Source organism: Novosphingobium sp. Sphag1I, assembly GCF_056279125.1.
This window is the reverse complement of record NZ_JBWBQS010000001.1, coordinates 58737-80698: the sequence shown is the minus strand read 5'-3', so window position 1 is coordinate 80698 and position 21962 is coordinate 58737. Positions and strand designations below refer to the sequence as shown.

Genomic DNA, 21962 nt, shown 5'->3' with positions numbered 1-21962 from the left:
ATCCCGATATTGTGTCGGTGGGCGCAACCGTTCCGCATAAAGGCTTAATTTTAAAGCCTGCGGCGCTGCAGCCACTGCCCTATCCGCGCCGCAGGCTTTGATTAGACCGCCCACGCACAAGGCTGCCCACCTCCCACGACCCCATAACGGGATTGCAAAGGGCACCCGCCCTTTGCCCGCCGGAGGCAAATCCTGCGCTACTCCCCCCGCCGCCGCGCCCGATATTCCAGCACCGGCCACATCAACAACGCCGACCCGAAGGCCAGTTCGCGCAAACGCAGGATCAGGCTGAGCGCCAGAGCCTGGGGCGCGGCAACGCCCATGGCCGCGCCGGCCAGAACCGCGCCCGCCTCCTGCATGACAAGGCCGCCCGGCACGAAAAACAGGATCATGCGCGCCGCCGTCGCCGCGCTTTCGATGGCAAAGGCGGCATAGAGCGAGAGGTTCATGCCAAAGATATGGGCGGCGATATAGACCTGAAGCCCGGCCATGCTCCACGCAAAGAAATGGAGGATGATGGCCAGCGGCATGCCGGTACGCTGCCGCGCCAATTCGCGGCGCATCAGGTGGATTTCGGCGCGCAGGCGGCGCCCGGTGCGGGTCTGGATAAAGCGCCGATGATGCGCGCTTTTGCGCCACAACCGCCACCCGACATAGGCCAGCACCGGCACGGCCAGCAGGCCCCACCAATCATGCCCGCCACCCGATGCCGTGGGCACCGCCCCGCCCTCGCGCCGCCAGTTCCACAGGACATAGCCCGCCAGCGCCATATAGGGCAGTTCGGCAATACATTCGGCAATGATATCCAGCGCGCGCAAGGCCACCGCCGCGCGCCCTCGCCCGCCCAGCAGCACCACGGCCCGCGCCCCCACCACATCGCCAAGGCCGGGTGGAAACAGCAGCAGGGTATGGGCCGCATCGCGCACCAGTCGCGCAATCAGGCTGGAACGGAACGGAATGCCGACCTTCAACGCCTGTTGCGCCGCCGTACACAGCAGGATCGCGACGAATTGCACCGGCAAAACCGCCACCACCGCCCATGGGTCGATGGTCTGCACCGCCTGCGCAAACATCTGGCGCAGGCCCTTGTTGGCCGCCACCATGCCCAGCAATCCGGCAAGCAGCAATACGGAGGGCAACATGGCGCCCCAACGGCGGCCGGATTTGGTCCCGGTCTGGGTCTTGGTCTGCGTCATGCCATATATCTCATGGCCGCGCGCGATAGGCGCATGCGCCGCATTGGGCAAGGTTGTGCCTTGTTTGCGCCCCAGTTTTCGGTCAGAGCAACCCGCGATGATCACCGCCCGTCTGACCCCCGCCATTCTGCGCGCCATTCGCGCGGCATCCCGTCGCCCTGCGGCCACGCTGGCCGTGGCTTTGGCCTTTGTGGTGGGGGCTTTGTTCTATGTGGCGGGGCATTTTGCCATGACCACCGACACGGGCGAATTGATCAGCGCGAAAACGCCATGGCGTCAGGACGGCGCGGCCATCGAAGCGGCCTTTCCGCAATTGAAGGATTCGATCCTGGTCGTGGTTGACGGGCAAACGCCCGAACTGGCCGAGGATGGGGCGATCCGGCTGAGCGATGCGCTGGGCAAGCTGGGGCCAAAAGGGCCGGTGATTTCGGTGCGGCGCCCCGATGGCGGCGCGTTTTTTGACCGCTCCGGGCTGCTCTTTGCCGATTTGCCCGAGGTGCAGCAGACCACGCAGCGCCTGATCGATGCGCAGCCCCTGCTGGGCGGGCTTGCGGGTGATCCCAGCCTGCATGGCATTGCCACGACCATCGACACGGTGGCCGATGGCGCATCGCGCGGGACGCAGGATGCCTCGCGCCTGGCCGAACCTTTGGCCAAATTGTCCGCCGCGATTGACGCGAAACTGGCGGGCAAGGTGCAGTATTTCTCGTGGCAACGCCTGTTTTCGACCGACAAGGGTTCGCTCGCGCCGCCCACGCGCCGTTTGCTGATCGTGATGCCGCAAATGGATTATGGCGATCTGGAACCGGGCGATGCGGCGGTAAAGGCCATCCATGCACAGGCCGCCCAATTGGGGCTGGATGCCGCCCATGGCGTGCGGGTCGGGATCACCGGCGAAGTGCCGCTGGCCGATGAGGAATTCGCATCGATCCGTGAAGGGATGGGGCTGATCGGGCTGGGCATGTTGGCCGCGATGCTGGCCTGCCTGTGGCTGGCCACGCGTTCGGCCAAGACGGTGGCGGCGATCATGGTGACGATCATCGCGGGTCTGGTCATCACGCTGGCGCTGGGCCTGTTGACGGTCGGGCGGCTCAATCTGATCTCGGTGGCGTTTATTCCGCTCTTTGTCGGCCTTGGCGTCGATTTCGGGATACAGGTGGCGGTGCGTTTCAACCATGAACGCCGCGCGGGCGCCGCCCCGATCGAGGCGCTCGAACGCATGGCCGCCGCGATTGGTGAGCCTTTGAGCCTTGCGGCGGCGGCGATTTTTCTGGCGCTGGGCGCGTTTTTGCCGACCGATTATATCGGCATTGCCGAATTGGGCGTGATTGCGGGCATGGGCATGGTCATAGCCTTTGCGCTCAACATCACGCTGCTGCCCGCGCTGCTCATCCTGCTGCGCCCCGCCGTGCCCGCCAAGGAAGTGGGTTGGTCCGGGGCCGCGCCGCTCGATGCTTTCCTGCACCGTCACCGCCGCGATATTCTGATCGCCTTTGTCGGGGCTATGCTGCTCTCGGTCGTCACGCTGGTCTGGGTCAAGTTCGACTTTAACCCGCTGCATCTGCGCAACCCCAACAGCCCGGCGATGCGTGAATTGTCGATCCTGATGAAGGATGCCGACCGCACACCCAACACGATCACCATCCTGACCCCCAATGTCGAGGCGGCAGATGAGCTGGAAAACCGCCTTTCCCGCCGCAAGGAAGTGGCCCGCGCCATCACCATCGACAGTTTCGTGCCCGAAGCGCAGGGGGTGAAGCTGGCGCTGATTTCGGACGCTTCGCTGTTGCTGGACGCGACGATCAACCCGTTCGATTTCCCGCCCGCCAGCGATGATGCGACAACGGTGGCCGCGCTGACGAAAGCGGCTGCTTCGCTCAAGGCTTTGTCGGCCCGGCCCGGCGCAACCGCCGTGCCCGCAGCGCAATTGGCCAAAAGCTTTACCGCTCTGGCCGCCGCCACGCCGGCGCAGCGCGAGGCGGTGAGCGCGATGCTGGTGCCCCCGCTGGGCCTGACGCTGGACAAGATCCGCGCCTCGCTGACCGCCAGCGAGGTGACGCGCGAAAATCTGCCCGAAGATATCCGCCGCGACTGGCTCGCCGCTGATGGCCGCGCCCTGGTTCAGGTCACGCCCTCTGGCAATGGCACCGACAATGCCACCATCGAGCGCTTTTCCGCCGCCGTCCGCGCCGAAGCGCCCCGCGCCACCGGCCTGCCCATTGCCACGCAGGAGGCGGCCAGGACCGTCAGCCATGCGTTCATCGTCGCGGGCCTGCTGGCGCTGGCGCTGGTGTCGGGGCTGTTGTGGCTGGTGCTGCGTTCGGTGCGTGAGGTGGCCTTTACGCTGGCCCCGGTGGTGCTGTCGGGGTTCCTGACGCTGGGGACATGCGTGGCGATTGGGCAACCGCTCAATTTCGCCAATATCATCGCCTTTCCGTTGCTGTTCGGGGTGGGCGTGGCGTTTCACATCTATTTCGTCATGGCGTGGCGTTCGGGCGTGGGTGATTTGCTGCAAACCTCGCTGGCCCGCGCGGTTTTGTGCAGCGCGCTGGCCACCGGCTCGGCCTTTGGCGCCCTGTGGTTCAGCGCCCATCCCGGCACGGCCAGCATGGGGCTGATCCTGATGCTCTCGCTGGTCTGGACGTTGATCTGCGCTTTGATTTTCGAACCGGCGCTGCTTGGCCCGATCCCGAAGAAGGTGAAACCATGAGCCGCGAAAAGATCCTTTTAGCCTCGATCCACGATGTTGGCCCGCGGGCCGAGGCACAGGTCGATCAACTGGCCGATCTGCTGACCGACCTGCTCCATGGGTTGAATTTTGCCATGCTGGTCGTGCCCGATCACTGGAGCGAGGCGCCGCTGGCCACCAATACCGCCTATCAGGCCAAATTGCGCCGGTGGTCGGAACTGGGGGTGGAAATGTTCGTCCATGGCTGGTTCCACAAGGATCTGGCCCAGCACAGCGGCGTCGCGGCCTTCAAGGCCAAGCATATGACGGCCAGCGAAGGCGAGTTTCTGGGCCTGAGCCAGGCCGAAGCCACGCGCCGGATGGCCGATGGGCGCAAGCTGATCGAGGATATTATCGGGCGCGAGACGGCAGGCTTTATCGCCCCGGCATGGCTTTATGGGCCGGGCGCAATGGCCGCTCTGGCCGAATCGGGCTTCCCTCTGGCCGAGGATCATATGCGCGTTTGGCGGCCGCAAACCGGCGAAACGCTGGCCCGCGGCCCGGTTGTGACATGGGCCAGCCGGAGCAAGGGGCGACAGCTTTCCTCGCGCTTCTTCGCCAACCTCGCGCGGGTGGGGCTGCATGGGCTGGACGTGGCGCGCATTGCCGTCCATCCGGGCGATACCACTGTTCCTGAACTGATTTCTTCAATCCGAGAGACCTATACCAGCTTTGCCGCGCGTCGCCGTCCGGCCCGCTATGGCGAATTGCTGCAAAACTGAACGCCAGCCCCATCGCGTGTTCAGCCACGGTTACAACCCAATGGCCTAGGACAATGCCCTAAGTTGCCCACTGGCAATATGGGGCAAAGCCTGCCAAGGCGGCGCCACTATGAATGAAACGAACCCGACAGGCACGGATTCTTCCGTGGCAAAGCAGGATGCACCAGAGATGTTGACCCAAGGCTTTGCCCATGGCGAAGCATCCGAACCAGCACCGGTTCGCGACATCGCGCTGGAGGAAGCAGGCAAACAGCGCCTTTCGCGCATTGCCGGTTTTGCCAGCTCGCTGATCTCTCTGGCCATTCTGGTCGTGGTGGCGGTGCGCCTGCTCGATCTCAACCCCAAGGGATTGATCGAGATGGTGCCCCGGTCGGCCCCGTTCTGGATCGTGTTTGCGATCAATTACATGATGCCGCCGCTGTCGGAATGGGTGATCTATCGCCGTTTGTGGCGCATTCCGGCCTCGGGCATCCCGGCGCTGTTGCGCAAACAGGTGTCGAATGAATTGCTGATGTCCTATCTGGGCGAGGTGCAATTCTATGCTTGGGCGCGGGCGCGTTTGGGCATGGTGACGGCCCCGTTTGGCGCGATCAAGGATATGGCGATCCTGTCGGCTTTGACAGGCAATATCGCCACGTTGATCATGTTGGGCGCAGCCTGGAAGATCATCCAGTCGGGCGTGATGGGCAAGGATACCACCACGGTCTTCACCTCGCTGGGCGTGGTTTTGGTGACGTCCTTTGTCATTCTGCTGTTCCGGCAAAAGCTGTTCTCGCTGCCCCGGCGGGAATTGTGGATCATCACCGGCGTCCATTTTCTGCGCATCATCGGCTATGTCGGCCTGACCGCGCTGATGTGGCATCTGGTGCTGCCCGAGGTGGCCTATGGCATCTGGCTGGTGCTGGCCACATTGCGCATGCTGATTTCGCGCCTGCCGCTTGTCCCTTATAAAGACGCGGCTTTTTCGGGGCTTGCCATCTTCCTGATGGGACATGATGATCAGATTTCTTACCTGCTGGCGATGATGGCGGTCCTTTACCCGATTGCCCACATCATCATCGGCACGGTGTTTGCAACCGTCGACCTTATCACCTCGCGCAAAGAAGGATAAAGCATGGCCTTGTTGTTGCCCCTGATCCTTGCCGCCGAAGCGCCGGCCAAGCCGGTGGTGCCGCTGGCCTCTACGCCCGAATTGGGCAAGGCCGAGGGCAAATGCCGCCCCGGCGAGAGCGGCCCGGCGTTCCTTGTCGATGTGGTCGGATTAAAGGACCGCACCGGCAAGCTGAAGCTGGAAGTCTATCCCAACAATGACACCGACTTTCTGATGGATGACAATGTGCTTGTCTATCAGGGCAAGGCGTTCCGCCGGTTCGAGGAAGAAACTCCGGCCAGCGGCAATGTCCAGATCTGTATCCGCGTGCCTTCGGCCGGGCCTTACTCGATCATGCTGCTGCACGACCGGGACAATAACCGCAAATTCGGCTGGTGGGTCGATGGCATCGGCTTTGCGTCCAACCCGCGTCTGGGCTGGCACAAGCCCAAGGCCGCCGCGACCAAGGCCGTTGCCGGCAATGGCCCGACGCATGTCAGCATCACGTTGAATTACCGCAACGGTCTGGGCATGTCGCCGATCAAGTAATACCTGTCGGCGGCGTAAACCTGTTGACGGCAAGGCCTTGCGCTTTGCCGCCACAAACGCCACATGCCGCCCATCGGGAATACGGACCTGTCACGGACAGGAGGGGCCAGTTGCGGATCGTTGATGTTTGCGCGTTTTACACGCCCCATGGCGGCGGGGTAAAAACCTATGTCGAGCAAAAGATGCGTATTGGTCCCGATCTGGGCCATGAGATCATCATCCTGGCCCCTGGTGACCGGCATGAGGTGATCGAGCGCGGCCCTATGGCCCGGATCGTGACGATCCCGGCGCCGCGCTTTCCTCTCGACCGCAAATATTGGTATTTCAAGGATGAGGATGCGCTGCACGCGGCGATCACCGCCCTCAACCCCGATTTCCTCGAAGTCTCCTCGCCATGGCGCAGCGCCAGCATGGTCGCGCGATGGCCCGGCGATGCGCCGCGTTCGCTGGTCATGCATGCCGATCCGCTCTCGGCCTATGCCTATCGCTGGTTCGAACCGATCATGAGCCGCGAGGCGATCGACCGCAGCTTTGAGCCTTTCTGGAAGCACCTGCGCGAACTTGGCCATCAGTTCGAGCGCGTGGTCTGCGCCAGCGGCGAATTGCGCGACCGTCTGGCCGCAGGGGGCGTGGCCCATACCGTGCTGCACCCGATGGGGATCGAGGCGGGATTGTTCAGCCCCAAGCGCCGCAGCACCACCTTGCGCCGCCGTTTGCTGGAAATGTGCGGATTGCCGGAAAGCGCGAAATTGCTGATCGGCGTCGGGCGGCTCAGCCCCGAAAAGCGCTGGCCGATGATCGTGGATGCCGTCGCGGCGGCCAGCCAGTCTATGCCAATCGGCCTGGTCCTGTTGGGCGCGGGCAATCAAAAGACGCGGATTTTGAAGCAGATCGCGGGCAATCCGCATATCAAGCTGCTGAAACCCGAAAAGGACCGCGCCAAATTCGCCACCATTCTGGCCAGCGCCGACGCGCTGATCCATGGGTGCGAGGCCGAAACCTTCTGTATGGCCGCCGCCGAGGCGCGGGCCAGCGGCGTTCCGGTGATTGTGCCCGACCGTGGCGGCGCGGCCGACCATGCACGCGGGGGGGCAGGCGTCACCTATAGCGCGGGCAGCGCCATGGCCGCCGCGCGCGCCACGCTGCGGCTGCTGCGCAATCTGCCCAAGGCCCCGCCAGAAGTGAAGATCGTGTCCACGCAGGGCCATTTCGAAGCGCTTTTCGCCGATTACGCCACCGCAAGGCGCGGCGAAGGGCCGGAAAACATGGCGGTCGCCTAAAACTCCCTTACACTGATGTTGATACGCGCTTTGCCCCTCTTGCGCCGCGCGGGGGGATGGCCTTTGGTGCGCGCCAAACATTTCTCATGCGGAGCTTTCATGCGACACGCGATTACCGGCGCCCTTGCCCTCCTGCTCTCCACCGCTCTTTCGACCTCTGGCGTTCTGGCCGCCCCGGCCCAGACGCCCGAACAGATCGCGGCCGCCGCTCTGAAGGAAGCGCCCGTGTGGGACGGCCATATCGACGTGCCCGAACAATTGCGCGACCGTCGGCACAATGTGCTCAAAGGGTTCGATTTCCACGACACCACCCAGGAATTGGGCGATGAGCGCTGGAGCACCGATGGCAAGCGCAAGGTCATGCCGATGCAGACCGACCTGACCCGCATGAAGCAGGGGCATCTTCAGGCCGTGTTCTGGTCGGTCTATGTCTCGGCCAATCTCAATGACCAGCAGGCGGTGCAGGCCACGCTGGAACAGGTCGATGTGATGAAGCGCGTCATCGCCGCCAACCCGGCTGAAATGCAGTTCTGCACCGATGCCGCCTGCGTGGAAAAGGCATGGAAAGCCGGCAAGGTCGCCAGCCTGCTGGGCGCGGAAGGTGGCCATTCGATCGGCGGTTCGCTGGCCGCGCTGCGCACGTTGCATGAAATCGGCGTGCGTTACATGACGCTGACGCATTTCAAGACGATTGCATGGGCCGACAGCGGCACCGACGCGCCCCAGCACAATGGCCTGACCGACTTTGGCAAGGATGTCGTGCGCGAGATGAACCGGTTGGGCATTCTGGTCGACCTGTCGCATGTCAGCCAGAAGACGATGATGGACGCGCTGGACGTTTCGGGCGCGCCGGTGATCTTCTCCCACTCCAACGCGCAGGCCATTTCCGGCCACCCGCGCAACGTGTCCGACGCCGTGCTGGACAAGGTCAAGCTGAACGGCGGCGTGGTCGCGGTCAACTTCTTCCCCGGCTATATCAGCCCCGGCCAATACACCTGGAATGCACAGCGCGCAGGCGTGATGGCCACGCAAAAGGCGCTGCACCCCGACCGGCCCGACGTGGCCGCCGCCGCCCTTGCCGATTGGGAAAAGGCCAACCCCAAGCCCGTCGCCACGCTGGCCGATGTGGTGGCCCATATCGACCATATCAAACAGCGCATCGGCATCGACCATATCGCGCTCGGCTCGGACTTTGACGGCGGTTCGGTGGGGCTGCAAGGGTTGCCCGATACCTCCGCCTATCCCGCGCTCTTTGTCGAACTGGCCCGCAAGGGGTACACCAAGGAAGACCTGAAAAAGATCGCCAGCGGGAATTTCCTGCGCGTGCTGAAGGCGGCAGAGGCCTATGCTCTGGTGCATAAGTCGGATCCGGTGATCGAGAATCCGACGACGTTTTAAGGTTTAAGGGAAGTTTGCCTCCGGCGGGCCAAGGGACTCGGTCCCTTGGCAATCCCATGATTGGGGTGGCGCGTGATGGCGGGGTTATCTTTGGTTGGAATTTTTAAAGCCTGCGGCGCGGCATCCTCTGGGATAAAATCGCCGCAGGCTTTCAACCCCATGCGCCAAAAACCATCCATCCAACCACACACCACCCCATATCGGGATTGTTAAGGGCCCCCGCCCTTAACCCGCCGGCTGCACACTCCCTAAAACCCCTTCCTCCACGTCATACTGACCCCGCCATCATCGGGCAGCGCCGCATAATGCCCCGGATCGCGGCGCCAGAACAGGTTCAGCCCCGCCGATCCACCCTTTAACGGAAATTGCCACGCCAGTTCGGCATCCACTTCGCGCCCGGTCGGGGCCAGAGACAATCGCCGCACGCCCCACACCGCGCCCGCGTCATAGTCATAGGCCACGGGCAGCTGGAAATTCATACCGCCCCCGGCCACACGCAAGGGCTGCGACACGCGCAGGGCCAGCACGTCGCCATATTTGAAGAAATTGGCGATGGAACCATCCACCACCCAGCCATTGGACACCAACGCCGAACCCGCACCAATAAAGCCCGATCCGCGCACTTGGGTAAACCCCTGCCGCCATGCCGCGCCGAAATGGAAATCGGGATAGGGCCGCCAGCCCAACGCCGCATCGACAAACACAGTATCCGCCCCATGCGCGCCCAGCGCCGGATTGAACCGCGCGCCCAGAATGCCGCGCTGCTCGCTCATCCAACTGGCGCCGAGGCTGGCCTCGATGTCTCCGCGCCGCCGGTCGAGGGCGAAACCGAAACGCTGCACCAGATCGCGATTGTCGGCGCGCCTTGCCGCACCAACCATCTGCCATGGCGCGCCGGTCCATGCGTAGCCCTGCTGGCCCATCATGGTCAGGCCCCATTGGCCCAAACCGCGCCGAATCGCCAGCGAGGTTTCCCCGCTGCGAAAGAATCCTGTATCCTCCAGCGGATTGCCCGCCACCATGAACGCGGGGCGGTCCTGCCCCTGCAACGAGGCCACCAATCCATCGGCGCCTTGCGACATGGCAAAACCCATCGACAGGCCCGGCGCCACCCGCGCAATCACCCGCCCGGCCAGAACGCGCGCGGCCGCCGCATCCTCCTGAGAGAGCCGCAGCGCCCCCGACCATGGCAGGGCCAACGTCCGCCCCGTCGCATCCACGCTGAAGGCCATGGCCACCGCGCCGCCGCCGACCGAAAAACTGCGGTTCTGATTGACCAGCGCCGGGGCCAGTTTAGGCACCAGCGACGCCCCGCGCAGCCCATTGGCCAGATTGACCCCAAAGGCCCGCCCGTAACCATCCAGCACAACCGAGGCGAGCGAGGCCCCCTGCGCCGCATCCCCCATGGCGGGCGATGTCACCGCATTGGTATCGCCCAGCACCACTTGCGTCGTCGTTCCGGCCAGCGACGTCGTCCCTTGCGCATTAAACGCCGCGGCAATGTTCAACATGCCCCGCCCATAGGTCGTATCCTGACCGCTGCTGCCCAGATCGGTGGCGGTCGAGAGCAGGATCGAGACCGCCTGTGTCGCGGTCAGATTGGGAAAGGCTTGCCGCAAAAGCGCCACCGCCCCCGCGATCTGGGGCGCGGAAAAACTGGTGCCATTATAGACGGTTGTATAGGTGGCCCCGCCCGACACCGTGGTTTTGATCACACCATTTTCGTAAAGGCAGCACACCTGCTCGCCCCGCGCGGTCAGATACCATTCCGCCTCGGTCCCGGCGCGGTTGGAAAAGCTGGAGATCGTGTTGGTCGATCCGACCGACCCGGCGATGATGACATTGCCATTGCCCGCCGCGCGCAACCCTGCGGCAAAGGCGTCGACCTGGGCGCTGGAATCATTGCCCGCCGACACGACGATGACCACCCCGGCGCTGGCCGCGCTGGCGATGGCATTGGTGACATTGGTGTTGGGGGTCGATCCGCCCAGTGAAATATTGACGACCTTGGCCCCGGCGGCCAAGGCCGAGGTGATGCCGCGCGCAATCGCATTGTCGGAAAAGCTGCAACCGTCGGTGGTGGCGCAACTGCCCACCGAATCGGCGCGCATGGCGGCAATGGTGGCGTTAAAGGCCATGCCCATCACCCCCACGCCATTGCGCGCGCCCGCCGCGACCAGCGCCGCGATCGTGCCATGGTCGCTGTCCGCATTGGCCAGCCCCCGGCTGCCCACCAGATCGGTTGAGGCGCTGGAGATGCGTCCGGCAAATTCGGGGTTTGTGGTGTCGATGCCGGAATCGACAATGCCGATGGTCACGCCCTGTCCGCTGGCGCCGGCGGCCCATGCGGTGATCGCGCCATGTTGCGACGGGCCGGTCGAGCGGTTGTATTCTGCGGTCTGGAAACTGGCCGATGGGGTGGGCGTGATGATGGGGGCCGGTGTCGCGGTGGGTGTGGCCGTGGCCGTCGCGGTGGGCGATGCAGTGGGCGTGGCGCTTGCGCTGGTGGTGCCGCTGGGGGTGGAATTGACCGAGCCGCCGCCTCCACCACCACAGGCCGCCAGTCCGGCCAGCCCCACCCCCACCACCGCCGTCAATGGCAGGCGGCGGATCAATGCCAACCCGTTTTGCAACCCATGCCTTTTCATCTGTGCCCCCCGACCGCGCCCCCCGCGCCATACTGATATATTGCACCCCTTGCGGTAAACACCGGGTAACGATCCGCCTTCTGACTTGTTCTATGGCGCATCAGGCGATAGGCGCTGTGGGTAAATATGGCTTTCGCCAGTCCCCTTCGCAAAGAGGCCCTGCACATGACCGACTTTACCAACCTTGCCGCCGCCATCGAGGCCGCATGGGAAGCCCGCGACACCGTCACCCCCGCCAGCGCCGACGTTCGCGCCCATGTCGAAGAAGCCTTTGGCCTGCTGGAATCGGGCGCGGCACGCGTGGCGGAAAAGATCGACGGCGAATGGGTCGTCAATCAGTGGCTGAAGAAGGCCGTGCTGCTGTCGTTCCGTCTGAATGACAATGCCGTCGTCCCCGGCGGCGCAGCGGGCGCCCCGGCCTTTGACAAGGTGGCCAGCAAGTTCGACGGCTATGACGATGCCAAGTTCCGCGAAGGCGGTTTCCGTGTCGTCCCCGGCGCCGTTGCCCGCGCGGGTTCGTTCATCGGCAAGAATGTTGTGCTGATGCCCTCGTTCGTCAACATCGGCGCCTATGTCGGCGAAGGTTCGATGGTCGACACATGGGCCACCGTCGGTTCATGCGCACAGATCGGCAAGGGCGTGCACCTGTCGGGCGGCGTGGGCATCGGCGGCGTGCTTGAACCGCTTCAGGCCGGGCCTGTCATCATCGAAGACGGCGCCTTTATCGGCGCGCGCAGCGAAGTCGTCGAAGGCGTCATCATCGGCGAAGGCGCTGTGCTCTCGATGGGCGTGTTCATCGGCGCCAGCACCAAGATCGTCGACCGCGCCACGGGTGAAGTCCACATCGGTCGCGTGCCGCCCTATTCGGTGGTCGTCCCCGGCTCGATGCCCGGCAAGCCGCTGCCCGATGGCACGCCGGGGCCGAGCCTCTATTGCGCCGTGATCGTCAAGACCGTCGACGCGCAGACCCGCGCCAAGACCGGCATCAACGACCTGCTGCGCGACTAAGCCCATGCGCTGGGCGTCGCTTTTACTCGCCGTGCTGGCCCCGCTGGGGCTGGCGTCCTGCGCGGTGGCCGACGCCCAGACAGAGCGCGCGACCAAGGTTCCGGTGGCGGCGGCGCAGGTTTTGCGCCGCCTGCCCCATGACCGCAAAGCCTATACCGAAGGGCTGTTCATCCATGGCGGCGCGATGTTCGAAAGCACCGGGATGGAAGGGCGATCAAGCCTGCGCAAGGTCGATCTGAACACCGGACGGGTGCTGGAACAGACCGACCTTCCCCGCCCGCTGTTTGGCGAAGGGATTGCGCCGTGGCGTGATCAGATCCTGATGCTGACATGGCGCAATGGTGTGGGTTTCCGCTTTTCGCGCTCCGGCTTCAAACCGCTGGGCCGCTTTACCTATATGGGCGAAGGCTGGGGCATGACCACGCGCCCCGATGGCGGCGAAATCATCATGTCCGATGGCAGCAACACGTTGCGATTCATCGACCCCGCCACATTCCGCACCAACCGCCTGTTGACGGTCACCGCCGATGGCATGGGCGTGGATATGCTCAACGAACTGGAATGGGTGAACGGCGAAATCCTGGCCAATGTGTGGATGACCAGCCGGATCGCCCGGATCGACCCTGCAACGGGACGGATCAAAGGCTGGATCGAACTGGCCGCCCTTGCTCGCGAAGCAGGCGCCACCGGGCCGGATCAGGTGGCCAATGGCATCGCGTGGGACGCGGTTGGCAAGCATCTCTATGTCACGGGCAAGGAATGGCCGGTGATGTTCGAAATCGCCATTCCGGGGGCATCGGCCAAGCCCCATTGACGCATCCGATGGACAAGGCGCACGCAAACCGTCATGTCACCATCCGTGATGGGCAACAATCTGTTCGCGCAATTTGCGGTATCCTCGGTCATGGTCGTGCTGTGCGTGATCGTGCATGGGTTTGGTCTGTTCGGCCTGACCCGCGCCTTGCGCAGCGAGGCGAATGTCGAGCGTCTGCGCCATATCCGCCCTCTGTCGCCACGCGGGGCGATGTTCACCCTGTCGATTGTCATGGCCATCATTGCGCTGCATGGCGTTGAAATATGGGCCTTTGCCGTTGTTTATGTGGCCGTTGGCGCGGTTCAGGGGCTGGAGCCTTCGCTCTATTTCTCGACCATCTCCTATTCGACGGTGGGATACAGCGACATTCACATCACTAACCAATGGCGTCTGATCGGCGCGTTTGAGAGCATTTTGGGGATGCTGCTGCTGGGTTGGTCCACATCGTTCTTTTTCCGCATGCTGGGGCGGATCGACGCGCATTGATATGGGCTGTGGATCGCGCGCTTGCGGCGCGGCGCACCGTGCTTTACCGATGAGAGGCAAGCGCCAAAACGGGAAACGCCTCTTTCATGCCGATTATTCATAGCCTGCTGGGAATGTTGCTCATTCTGGGGATCGCTTTTGCGCTCTCTTCCAACCGGCGCGCGGTGCAGCCCAGAGTGGTTCTGGCCGCTTTCGGGCTTCAGGCGGGTCTGGCGGCGCTGGTGCTGTATGTTCCGGCGGGCAATGCCGCATTGCAGGTCGTGGCGGGCGGCGTTTCCTCGCTGTTGGCCTATGCGCATTCGGGGGTGGATTTCCTGTTCGGCCCTCTGGCCAAGCCTGAAATCGGCGGGGCCAGCTTTGCCATTTCGGCGCTGCCGGTGATCATCTTCTTCGCCTCGCTGATTTCGATCCTCTATTATCTGCGCATCATGCCGCTGGTGATCCGCTGGATCGGGGGCGGCCTTGAAAAGATCACCGGGATCAGCCGCATCGAATCGCTCTGCGCGGCCAGCAACATCTTTGTCGGCCAGTCCGAAGCGCCTCTGGTGATCCGGCCCTATCTGGCAGCATTATCGCCGGCGCAATTGTTCTGCGTGATGACCGTGGGCATGGCGGGCGTGGCGGGCACGATTCTGGCCGCCTATGCCAGCATGGGTATCCGCATCGACTATCTGGTGGCGGCCGCATTTATGTCGGCGCCGGGCGGCATCTGCATGGCCAAGATCATGATGCCCGATCCGCGCACCCCGCCGCCGGTCGATGGCGATCTGCCGGAAAACATGGTGCCGCCTGCGGGCCTTGCCGCCGCAGCGCTCAACCGCGCCGATGTGACGCATCAGCCCGGCGTCCATGTGGACGAGCCCGTGCCCCTGCCCCATGACGAAGAACGCCCCGCCAACATCATCATGGCCGCCAGCGAAGGCGCACAGACCGGCGTGAAGCTGGCCGTGGCGGTGGGCGCGATGGTTCTGGCCTTTGTGGCGCTGGTGGCGCTGGCCAATGGCATGGTGGCGGGCATCGGCCATTGGTTCGGCATTCCCGACCTCTCGTTCCAAAAGGTGCTGGGCTATCTCTTCGCGCCGATTTTCAGCCTGCTGGGCGCGCCGACATGGGCCGAGGCCATGCGGGCGGGCGGGATGTTCGGGACCAAGATCGTGCTCAACGAATTCGTCTCCTTCATCGATCTGGGTCAGGCCAAGGAATTGTCGGCCAAGACCGTGGCCATCGTCACCTTTGCGCTTTGCGGCTTCGCCAATTTCTCGTCCATCGCGATCCAGATGGCCGTGACCGGCAGCCTTGCCCCCAACCAGCGGCCGCTGATCGCCAAGCTGGGGCTGAAAGCTCTGGTCGCAGGCGCGCTGTCCAATCTGATGAGCGCGGCATTGGCCGGCATGTTCCTGTCGCTGTAACGCCCCATGTCGAAAAAATGGGATGAAGAATGGGCCGCGTCCATGCCCACGCGCGCGCGGCCAAAGCGCAAAGCGGGCATCGGCACGGTGTTCATCAGCGTCGCCGTCCTGATGGGTATCAGCGTGGTCAGCACGCGGTGGAAGCAATGGACCACGCCCGCGCCCACCGGCATCACCGCATCCGACCTGAAACCCGGCAGCGGTGACACAGAAACCGCCCATTTCGCCCTATGCAAGGGCAAGGTCCGCGTCACCTGCGTCGTGGATGGCGACACGATCTGGTACAAGGGCGACAAGATCCGCATCGCCGACATCAACGCCCCGGAAATCAGCCACCCGCAATGCGACTATGAAGAAGAACTGGGCGACAAGGCGCGCGACCGGTTGATGGGCCTGCTCAATGCCGGCTCCTTCTCCGTGGTGACAGAAGGCAGCCGCGACACCGACAAATATGGCCGCAAATTACGCGACATCACCCGGGGCGGAAAAAGCCTTGGCGATGTGTTGGTCAGTGAAGGTCTGGCCGAAAAATGGACGGGGCATCGGCGGGATTGGTGTCATTGAAGGTTTGAGGCGTTTAGGGTGCCTCCGGCGGGTTAAGGGCGGGGGCCCTTAACAATCCCGGTATTGTCGGTGTTGCGCCATGCCTTGGCCAAGGCTGATGGGGGCAATGTTCAAATGATAAAGCCTGCGGCGCTTGAAGGTATGACCTATCCGCGCCGCAGGCTTTCAAATCATGGCATTGGAAACAACTTCGCCATCCAGCCACCACCCCAAAAAATGGGATTGCAAAGGGACCAAGTCCCTTTGCCCGCCGGAGGCAAACCTTACCTGAGAATCACAAAGTCCAATCCGCCGCATCCCCCAGTTCACCCTTGAGGTCAGCCAGCGTACCGCCCGCGTTCAAAAGCCCGCGCAGAGCATCCCCACCCATCTGGTAATATTCACGATGCGGCACGGCCAGAACGACCATGTCATAGGTCCGCTCCAACGCGTCATGGACCAGCGGGATGCCATATTCATGCATCGCCTCGTCGCCATCGGCATGGGGGTCGTGGACGGCCACGCCATGGCCAAGACGGCCCAGCGCCGACACCAGATCGGCCACCTTGGAATTGCGCAGATCGGGGATGTTTTCCTTGAAGGTCAGGCCCAGCATCAGCACGCTGCCGGTCTTGCCGCCGCGCGCCTTGTGCAATTCCTTGGCCACCCAACCAGCCATGCCGTCATTGATGCCGCGCCCCGACAGGATCACGCGCGGATCGAGGCCAAGCTGTTCGGCCCGATGCGACAGATAGTATGGATCGACCCCGATACAGTGCCCGCCCACAAGGCCCGGCGAAAAGGGCAGGAAGTTCCACTTCGTCCGCGCCGCCGCCAGCACATCCCAGATCGAGATGTCGAGCTTGTTAAAGATCTGGGCGATCTCGTTCATAAAGGCGATGTTGATGTCGCGCTGGGCGTTTTCGATCACCTTGGCGGCTTCGGCGGCCTTGATGCTGGCCGCGCGGAACGTGCCGCCGCTGGTGACGGAACCATAAAGGTGCGCCACACGGTCGAGGATTTCGGGGGTCTGGCCCGAAACGACCTTGGTGATCTTGTCGATCGTATGTTCCCGGTCGCCCGGATTGATGCGTTCGGGGCTGTAACCCAGAAAGAAGTCCTTGCCGCACAAAAGGCCCGAATGCGCCTCAAGGATGGGGGCGCAAATATCCTCGGTCACGCCGGGATAGACGGTGCTTTCGAACACCACCACCGGCACGCGCCCTTCGGCAACCGCGGCGGGCAGCATCGCGCCCACGGTCCGGCTTGCCGCCTCGACCATGCGCAGGTCGGGGCGATTCGCGCCGTCGATGGGGGTGGGCACGGTCACGATGTAATAATCGGCCGGCGGACACACATGCGGATCGGCGGCCAAGGCCAGCGTGCTGGCCGTTAACCGGTCGCGGTCGATTTCGCCGGTGCGGTCATGGCCGGTGTTCAATTCATCGATGCGGCGCTGGTCAATATCCAGCCCGATCGTGTCAAATTTACCCGCCAATGCCACGGCCAGAGGCAGGCCGACATAGCCAAGCCCGACCACCACCACGCGGGTTGCGCGCTGCGCTGCGTCCACAGCGCCAAGCGATACTGGCGCGGCATCACCCACCGCAACCTTGGAATACATATACGTCAAAGCGAACCCCCTCTGGCGGCTCGGCATGGAATTTGCCGCCAGGAGGCTTAAACCCAAGGCTCTTATAACACAGTTAACACCTGCGAAGCTAAAACAAGCCAAGCAATCCGGGGCCCTGCGCCGCCATTACAGCAGAGTATTTGCATGACCGATTCGCCTGCACAGAATTCAGCGGCCAAGATTCTTGTCATATTCGGCACAAGGCCCGAAGCGATCAAACTGTTCACCGTGGTCGAGGCGCTGAAACAGGATCCGCGATTCGAACCCATCGTATGCGTTTCGGCGCAACATCGCGCGATGCTGGATCAGGTGCTGGACATTGCAGGTATTACGCCGGATTACGACCTTAACCTGATGCGCCCGAACCAGACGCTGGACGGGCTGACCGCCGCGTTGCTGACCGAACTGGGCGCGGTGATGGATCGGGTACAGCCCGCGCGCGTCATTGTTCAGGGCGATACGGCCACGGCCATGGCGGGGGCCTTGGCGGCCTATTACCGCAAATTGCCGGTCGATCATGTCGAAGCGGGGCTGCGTTCGGGCAATATCTATCACCCATGGCCCGAAGAGGTGAATCGCAAGATTATCGGCGGCATCGCCTCTTTGCATTTTGCACCGACCACGACCAGCGAGGCGGCGCTGCTGCGTGAAAACGTCAGCGCGGATCGGGTCCATGTCACCGGCAACACGGTGATCGACGCGCTGCATTGGGTGCTGGCGCGAATCGAAACCCAGCCGGAATTGGCCAGCGGACTGGATGAATTGGCGCAGCGTTTCAAAGGCAAGCGCATCATCGGCGTCACCAGCCACCGCCGCGAAAACTTTGGCGAAGGCATGGAAAACATCGCCAGCGCCATCCGCCAGATTGCCGAGCGCCCCGATACGGCGATCATCTTCCCGGTACATTTGAACCCCAATGTGCGCGCGGTGATGAATGAGCGGCTGGTGGGCCTTGATAATGTCGCGATGATCGAGCCGCTCGATTATCCGCATTTTGCGCGTTTGCTGTCCATGGCCGAAATCATGTTGACCGATTCGGGCGGGGTGCAGGAAGAAGCGCCCGCTCTTGGCAAACCTGTATTGGTCATGCGCGAAACCACCGAGCGGCCAGAAGGCGTTGTTGCAGGTACTGCGAAACTGGTCGGCACCGATTCTTCGCGCATTGTTTCCGAAATCTTCAGCCTTCTTGACGATAAGGCGGCCTACGAAGCCATGGCGCGCGCCCACAATCCCTTTGGAGATGGGCAGTCCTCGCGCCGCATCGTCGAAGCATTGGCGCAGGAGGTATGGGGCGCATGAAATCGGACAAGAAGCCTGACGTTTGTGTAGTCGGGTTGGGGTATATCGGCCTTCCTACCGCCGCCATTGTCGCCCGTTCGGGGTGCCGTGTGCGCGGCATCGATGTCAGCCAGAAGGTCGTGGACACGATCAACCGCGGCGAAATCCATATTGAGGAAGTCGATCTGGACGGTCTGGTCCATGCGGTCGTCGGTCGCGGGCTGCTGACCGCCTCGTTGGAGGTGGCGCCGGCCGATGTGTTTGTCATCGCCGTGCCGACGCCCTTTGGGCCGAACCACGAACCGGACGTGTCCTATGTGCTGACGGCGGCGCGCTCGATCGCGCCGGTGTTGAAGCAGGGCGACATCGTGATCCTGGAATCGACATCGCCCGTTGGCACCACCGAACAGATCCGCGATCTGTTTGCCGAGGCGCGGCCCGATCTGAAGATCCCCGGCCTGACCCGCGATACGCCCGATGTGTCGATCGCCTATTGCCCGGAACGCGTGTTGCCGGGGCGCATCCTGCACGAGCTGACCGAGAATGACCGCTCGATTGGCGGCATTACCCCGCGTTGTGCGCGCAAGGCGGTCGGCTTCTACAAGATCTTCGTGCGTGGTCAGTGCATCGCCACGGACGCGCGGAGCGCGGAAATGACCAAGCTGGTCGAAAACGCCTATCGCGACGTCAACATCGCCTTTGCCAACGAACTCTCCATCGTCGCCGACCGCATGGGTCTGGACGTGTGGGAGGTCATCAAGCTGGCCAATCGCCACCCTCGCGTCAACATCCTGTCGCCCGGCCCTGGCGTTGGCGGCCATTGCATCGCGGTCGATCCGTGGTTCATCGTGGCCAGCGCCCCCACCGAAACCCCGCTGATCCGCACCGCGCGCGGCGTGAATGACGGCAAGATCCACCACGTCATCGCCAAGGCGGACGAGTTGATCGCCCGCTATCCCAATGCCCGCGTTGCGGCGCTGGGTCTGGCGTTCAAGGCGAATATCGACGATTTCCGCGAAAGCCCGGCGCGCCTTGTCGCCGCCACCCTCGCCCGCAAATATCGCGAGCGGATGAGCATCGTGGAACCCTATGCCACCGCCCTGCCCCGCGAATTCGAAGGCACCGGCGCAACCCAGATCGACCTCGACGAGGCGCTGGAGGAATGCGACATCCTTTTGGTGCTGGTGGATCACGACGCCTTCCGTCAGGTCCCTCTGGCCGAGCGCGCGGGCAAGATCGTCTATGACACACGCGGCATCTGGCCGGATCAGCCCAAGGGTGGGGCCGAGGTCAGTGAAGGATTGCGGTTGGTGGGGTGAGTTTGCCTCCGGCGGGCAAAGGGACTCGTCCCTTTGCAATCCCATTAATGGGGTGGCGCTGGATTTGCAGATTTGGGCCTGACTAATGAATTTTAAAGCCTGCGACGCGGCACCCTTTGGGACCAATGCGCCGCAGGCTTTATCATTTCAACATGGCGTCCGACACAAAAGGCCAAAGCCATGGCGCAACATAGACAGTACCGGGATTGTTAAGGGCCCCCGCCCTTAACCCGCCGGAGGCCCCCCCCCAGAAATCCAAAAAACTCAAATCCCCCCATACCACTGATACCCCGCCACATCCTCCCAATACCCCCCCTTGCCGCCATACAGCCCGGCCAGTGTATCGCGCACCTCGATCCGCATCACATATTTGGCCTGTTTGTACCCCAACTGCCGCTCGACGCGCAGACGGACCGGGGCGCCATGTTCCAGCGGCAATTCGCGCCCGTTCATCGCCCAGGCCAGGATCGTCTGCGGGTGGAACGCGTCGATCAGGTCGATGCTTTCGTAATAGGGATCTTCGTCGGTTTTGTCGGCGCAATGGAACACAACAAAGCGCGCCGACGGCATCAGCCCCGCCATGGCCAAAATCTGACCCAGTTGCGGGCCTTGCCATTGGCCGATGGCGGACCATCCTTCGACGCAATCATGGCGGGTGATCTGGCGGCGCTGGGTCATGGCTTTGATCGCGGTCAGCGGCAGATCGAGCGGGCGTTTGACCAACCCATCGACCCGCAGCGACCATCGCGCAAACCCTTGCGCCGCATGGGCGGCCCAATCCGCGTCACCCTGTGTATTGCCGTTGGAGCGGAAGGTTGGCGACAAATCCGCCTCACGAAATTCACGCGCCAAGGCGTCACGGCCCAGCAGCAGGCGCTGTGCCGGCATGTGCAGTCCAGCCGCACCTTCGACCCAGCCTTCTATCGCAGGCTGACGTACGATTCGGTCACAACCGGATAACAGCAAGCCCCCGCCGGCAATCAGGCTCCGTCTGGAAATCATGACGCCTTCTCCTGCCGCCAGCCGGTGATCATCCCTCGCATCTGATTGATCGGCCCGGAGGCCAGCACCATTGCGACATGCACAACAACAAAGGCCACTATCCCGCAAAGCCCCAGAAAATGCAGCGAACGCGCCGATTGTCGCCCGCCCAAAACATCGACCAGCCAAGGCGCCGCCGCATCCATCCCCGGCGACAGGGCCAAACCCGACGCGATCATCAACGGCAACAGGCCAAACAACACGCCCGCATAGGCCAGCTTTTGCAACACACCATAGGCGCCATCGTGAAAGCGAAAGCGCAAATGATCGACCACATCGCGCCCAATCACCCGCGGCGACCACTCCGAAATCGTGATGTGCAAATCCCGCCTGATATGCCCATTGATCAACGACCAGAGCAAATAGGCCGCCAACCCAAAGGCCAGCACCAGCCCAAAGGCCAGATGCCAGCCGCGCGCCATGGCCAGATCATAGGTCGAGGGCAGCGTCATCCACCCCGGAAAGGCCAGCGCCAGCTCCGCCCCATCGGCCCCGCGCGACAGGCCGAACACGCCGGTTGTTTCCACCGTATGGTTCAAAAAGGTGATTCCCCCATGATTCACCCCCGCATCATCGGTCCATGCGCCCAATTCCAACCATGCCGGATCGTCATTGGCTCCATAGGCGCCCCAATAAAGTCGCGGGTGGGCATTAAAGATCATCAGCCCGCTCATCCCCATCACCAGAATGACCAGCGCATTGATCCAGTGCCAAATTCGCGTCGAGAATCGGTGACGACGAACCAGATCGCGTCGCAGGTGACTGCTCTCACGCCGGATTCGGCCGCGAAATGGGGTGAAATTCTTGTCCTCATCCATCG

18 protein-coding genes are annotated in these 21962 nt (G+C 63.1%); 13 read left to right on the top strand and 5 right to left on the bottom strand.

Annotation, left to right across the window (positions count from 1 at the left end; all coding sequences use genetic code 11):
• Positions 1-197: 197 nt before the first annotated feature.
• The gene (locus ACZ9HU_RS00335; RefSeq protein ID WP_476101019.1) at positions 198-1196 is read right to left on the bottom strand and encodes a lysylphosphatidylglycerol synthase domain-containing protein; all 999 of its coding nucleotides are present in this window, start codon (positions 1194-1196) and stop codon (positions 198-200) included.
• Between the two features lie 97 nt (positions 1197-1293).
• On the opposite strand from ACZ9HU_RS00335, the gene ACZ9HU_RS00330 reads away from it, so the two are divergent.
• The 6 genes from ACZ9HU_RS00330 (at position 1294) to ACZ9HU_RS00305 (ending at position 8963) form a co-directional block, all read left to right on the top strand.
• Positions 1294-3906: an MMPL family transporter gene (locus tag ACZ9HU_RS00330; RefSeq protein WP_476101017.1), complete on the top strand. Its 2613-nt coding sequence runs from the start codon at positions 1294-1296 to the stop codon at positions 3904-3906.
• The gene (locus tag ACZ9HU_RS00325) at positions 3903-4646 is read left to right on the top strand and encodes a DUF2334 domain-containing protein (protein WP_476101015.1); all 744 of its coding nucleotides are present in this window, start codon (positions 3903-3905) and stop codon (positions 4644-4646) included. The genes ACZ9HU_RS00330 and ACZ9HU_RS00325 overlap by 4 nt, the downstream gene beginning before the upstream one ends.
• A 109-nt stretch (positions 4647-4755) precedes the next feature.
• On the top strand, positions 4756-5757 hold the full coding sequence (locus ACZ9HU_RS00320) for a hypothetical protein (RefSeq protein ID WP_476101013.1): 1002 nt from the start codon (positions 4756-4758) through the stop codon (positions 5755-5757).
• A 3-nt stretch (positions 5758-5760) separates the two neighbouring features.
• Positions 5761-6285: a DUF2141 domain-containing protein gene (locus ACZ9HU_RS00315; protein WP_476101011.1), complete on the top strand. Its 525-nt coding sequence runs from the start codon at positions 5761-5763 to the stop codon at positions 6283-6285.
• 110 nt (positions 6286-6395) lie between these two features.
• Positions 6396-7565 carry a glycosyltransferase gene (locus ACZ9HU_RS00310; protein WP_476101008.1) on the top strand — a complete coding sequence of 390 codons (1170 nt, stop codon included), beginning with the start codon at positions 6396-6398 and terminating at the stop codon, positions 7563-7565.
• 99 nt (positions 7566-7664) lie between these two features.
• Positions 7665-8963 (top strand): dipeptidase, encoded by a 1299-nt coding sequence (locus ACZ9HU_RS00305; protein WP_476101006.1) that lies wholly within the window; start codon positions 7665-7667, stop codon positions 8961-8963.
• A gap of 248 nt (positions 8964-9211) precedes the next feature.
• Here ACZ9HU_RS00305 and ACZ9HU_RS00300 read toward each other — a convergent pair whose 3' ends face one another.
• Positions 9212-11611 carry a S8 family peptidase gene (locus ACZ9HU_RS00300; protein WP_476101004.1) on the bottom strand — a complete coding sequence of 800 codons (2400 nt, stop codon included), beginning with the start codon at positions 11609-11611 and terminating at the stop codon, positions 9212-9214.
• A 165-nt stretch (positions 11612-11776) separates the two neighbouring features.
• Here ACZ9HU_RS00300 and dapD point away from each other — a divergent pair, with 165 nt between their 5' ends.
• The 5 genes from dapD to ACZ9HU_RS00275 all read left to right on the top strand — a co-directional run bounded on the left by dapD (position 11777) and on the right by ACZ9HU_RS00275 (position 15892).
• Complete coding sequence (gene dapD, locus ACZ9HU_RS00295) at positions 11777-12619, top strand: 2,3,4,5-tetrahydropyridine-2,6-dicarboxylate N-succinyltransferase (RefSeq protein ID WP_476101002.1); 843 nt, start codon at positions 11777-11779, stop codon at positions 12617-12619.
• A 4-nt stretch (positions 12620-12623) separates the two neighbouring features.
• A complete protein-coding gene (locus tag ACZ9HU_RS00290) occupies positions 12624-13433 on the top strand; it encodes a glutaminyl-peptide cyclotransferase (protein ID WP_476101000.1) in 810 nt (269 codons plus the stop codon).
• A 33-nt stretch (positions 13434-13466) separates the two neighbouring features.
• Entirely contained in the window at positions 13467-13919 is a 453-nt protein-coding gene (locus ACZ9HU_RS00285; RefSeq protein ID WP_476100998.1) for an ion channel, read from the top strand.
• An 86-nt stretch (positions 13920-14005) separates the two neighbouring features.
• Positions 14006-15328, top strand: coding sequence for a NupC/NupG family nucleoside CNT transporter (locus ACZ9HU_RS00280; protein ID WP_476100996.1), 1323 nt, complete (start codon positions 14006-14008; stop codon positions 15326-15328).
• A 6-nt stretch (positions 15329-15334) separates the two neighbouring features.
• Positions 15335-15892, top strand: a complete 558-nt coding sequence (locus ACZ9HU_RS00275) for a thermonuclease family protein (protein WP_476100994.1) — start codon at positions 15335-15337, stop codon at positions 15890-15892.
• A 274-nt stretch (positions 15893-16166) separates the two neighbouring features.
• On the opposite strand, the gene ACZ9HU_RS00270 is transcribed toward ACZ9HU_RS00275, so the two are convergent.
• Positions 16167-17495: a nucleotide sugar dehydrogenase gene (locus tag ACZ9HU_RS00270; RefSeq protein ID WP_476100992.1), complete on the bottom strand. Its 1329-nt coding sequence runs from the start codon at positions 17493-17495 to the stop codon at positions 16167-16169.
• A 153-nt stretch (positions 17496-17648) separates the two neighbouring features.
• On the opposite strand from ACZ9HU_RS00270, the gene wecB reads away from it, so the two are divergent.
• Together wecB and wecC are read left to right on the top strand one after the other, a co-directional pair.
• On the top strand, positions 17649-18803 hold the full coding sequence (gene wecB, locus ACZ9HU_RS00265; protein ID WP_476100990.1) for a non-hydrolyzing UDP-N-acetylglucosamine 2-epimerase: 1155 nt from the start codon (positions 17649-17651) through the stop codon (positions 18801-18803).
• Positions 18800-20101: a UDP-N-acetyl-D-mannosamine dehydrogenase gene (wecC, locus tag ACZ9HU_RS00260; RefSeq protein WP_476100988.1), complete on the top strand. Its 1302-nt coding sequence runs from the start codon at positions 18800-18802 to the stop codon at positions 20099-20101. The genes wecB and wecC overlap by 4 nt, the downstream gene beginning before the upstream one ends.
• A 264-nt stretch (positions 20102-20365) precedes the next feature.
• Here the strand turns inward: wecC and ACZ9HU_RS00255 are convergent, their stop codons facing one another.
• Both ACZ9HU_RS00255 and ACZ9HU_RS00250 read right to left on the bottom strand, forming a co-directional pair.
• On the bottom strand, positions 20366-21103 hold the full coding sequence (locus ACZ9HU_RS00255) for a molybdopterin-dependent oxidoreductase (RefSeq protein WP_476100986.1): 738 nt from the start codon (positions 21101-21103) through the stop codon (positions 20366-20368).
• Positions 21100-21960, bottom strand: a complete 861-nt coding sequence (locus tag ACZ9HU_RS00250) for a cytochrome b/b6 domain-containing protein (RefSeq protein ID WP_476100984.1) — start codon at positions 21958-21960, stop codon at positions 21100-21102. Before ACZ9HU_RS00250 ends, ACZ9HU_RS00255 begins: the two co-directional genes overlap by 4 nt.
• Positions 21961-21962 lie beyond the last annotated feature (2 nt).

Bases quoted from the DNA above. Each gene is read 5' to 3' on its own strand.
- ACZ9HU_RS00275 (WP_476100994.1), top strand. From the start codon at position 15,335: ATGTCGAAAAAATGGGATGAAGAATGGGCCGCGTCCATGCCCACGCGC.
- ACZ9HU_RS00255 (WP_476100986.1), bottom strand. From the start codon at position 21,103: ATGATTTCCAGACGGAGCCTGATTGCCGGCGGGGGCTTGCTGTTATCC.
- ACZ9HU_RS00335 (WP_476101019.1), bottom strand. From the start codon at position 1,196: ATGACGCAGACCAAGACCCAGACCGGGACCAAATCCGGCCGCCGTTGG.
- ACZ9HU_RS00270 (WP_476100992.1), bottom strand. From the start codon at position 17,495: ATGTATTCCAAGGTTGCGGTGGGTGATGCCGCGCCAGTATCGCTTGGC.
- dapD (WP_476101002.1), top strand. From the start codon at position 11,777: ATGACCGACTTTACCAACCTTGCCGCCGCCATCGAGGCCGCATGGGAA.
- ACZ9HU_RS00285 (WP_476100998.1), top strand. From the start codon at position 13,467: ATGTCACCATCCGTGATGGGCAACAATCTGTTCGCGCAATTTGCGGTA.
- wecB (WP_476100990.1), top strand. From the start codon at position 17,649: ATGACCGATTCGCCTGCACAGAATTCAGCGGCCAAGATTCTTGTCATA.
- ACZ9HU_RS00315 (WP_476101011.1), top strand. From the start codon at position 5,761: ATGGCCTTGTTGTTGCCCCTGATCCTTGCCGCCGAAGCGCCGGCCAAG.
- ACZ9HU_RS00305 (WP_476101006.1), top strand. From the start codon at position 7,665: ATGCGACACGCGATTACCGGCGCCCTTGCCCTCCTGCTCTCCACCGCT.
- ACZ9HU_RS00250 (WP_476100984.1), bottom strand. From the start codon at position 21,960: ATGGATGAGGACAAGAATTTCACCCCATTTCGCGGCCGAATCCGGCGT.
- ACZ9HU_RS00325 (WP_476101015.1), top strand. From the start codon at position 3,903: ATGAGCCGCGAAAAGATCCTTTTAGCCTCGATCCACGATGTTGGCCCG.
- ACZ9HU_RS00280 (WP_476100996.1), top strand. From the start codon at position 14,006: ATGCCGATTATTCATAGCCTGCTGGGAATGTTGCTCATTCTGGGGATC.
- ACZ9HU_RS00290 (WP_476101000.1), top strand. From the start codon at position 12,624: ATGCGCTGGGCGTCGCTTTTACTCGCCGTGCTGGCCCCGCTGGGGCTG.
- ACZ9HU_RS00300 (WP_476101004.1), bottom strand. From the start codon at position 11,611: ATGAAAAGGCATGGGTTGCAAAACGGGTTGGCATTGATCCGCCGCCTG.
- ACZ9HU_RS00330 (WP_476101017.1), top strand. From the start codon at position 1,294: ATGATCACCGCCCGTCTGACCCCCGCCATTCTGCGCGCCATTCGCGCG.
- wecC (WP_476100988.1), top strand. From the start codon at position 18,800: ATGAAATCGGACAAGAAGCCTGACGTTTGTGTAGTCGGGTTGGGGTAT.
- ACZ9HU_RS00320 (WP_476101013.1), top strand. From the start codon at position 4,756: ATGAATGAAACGAACCCGACAGGCACGGATTCTTCCGTGGCAAAGCAG.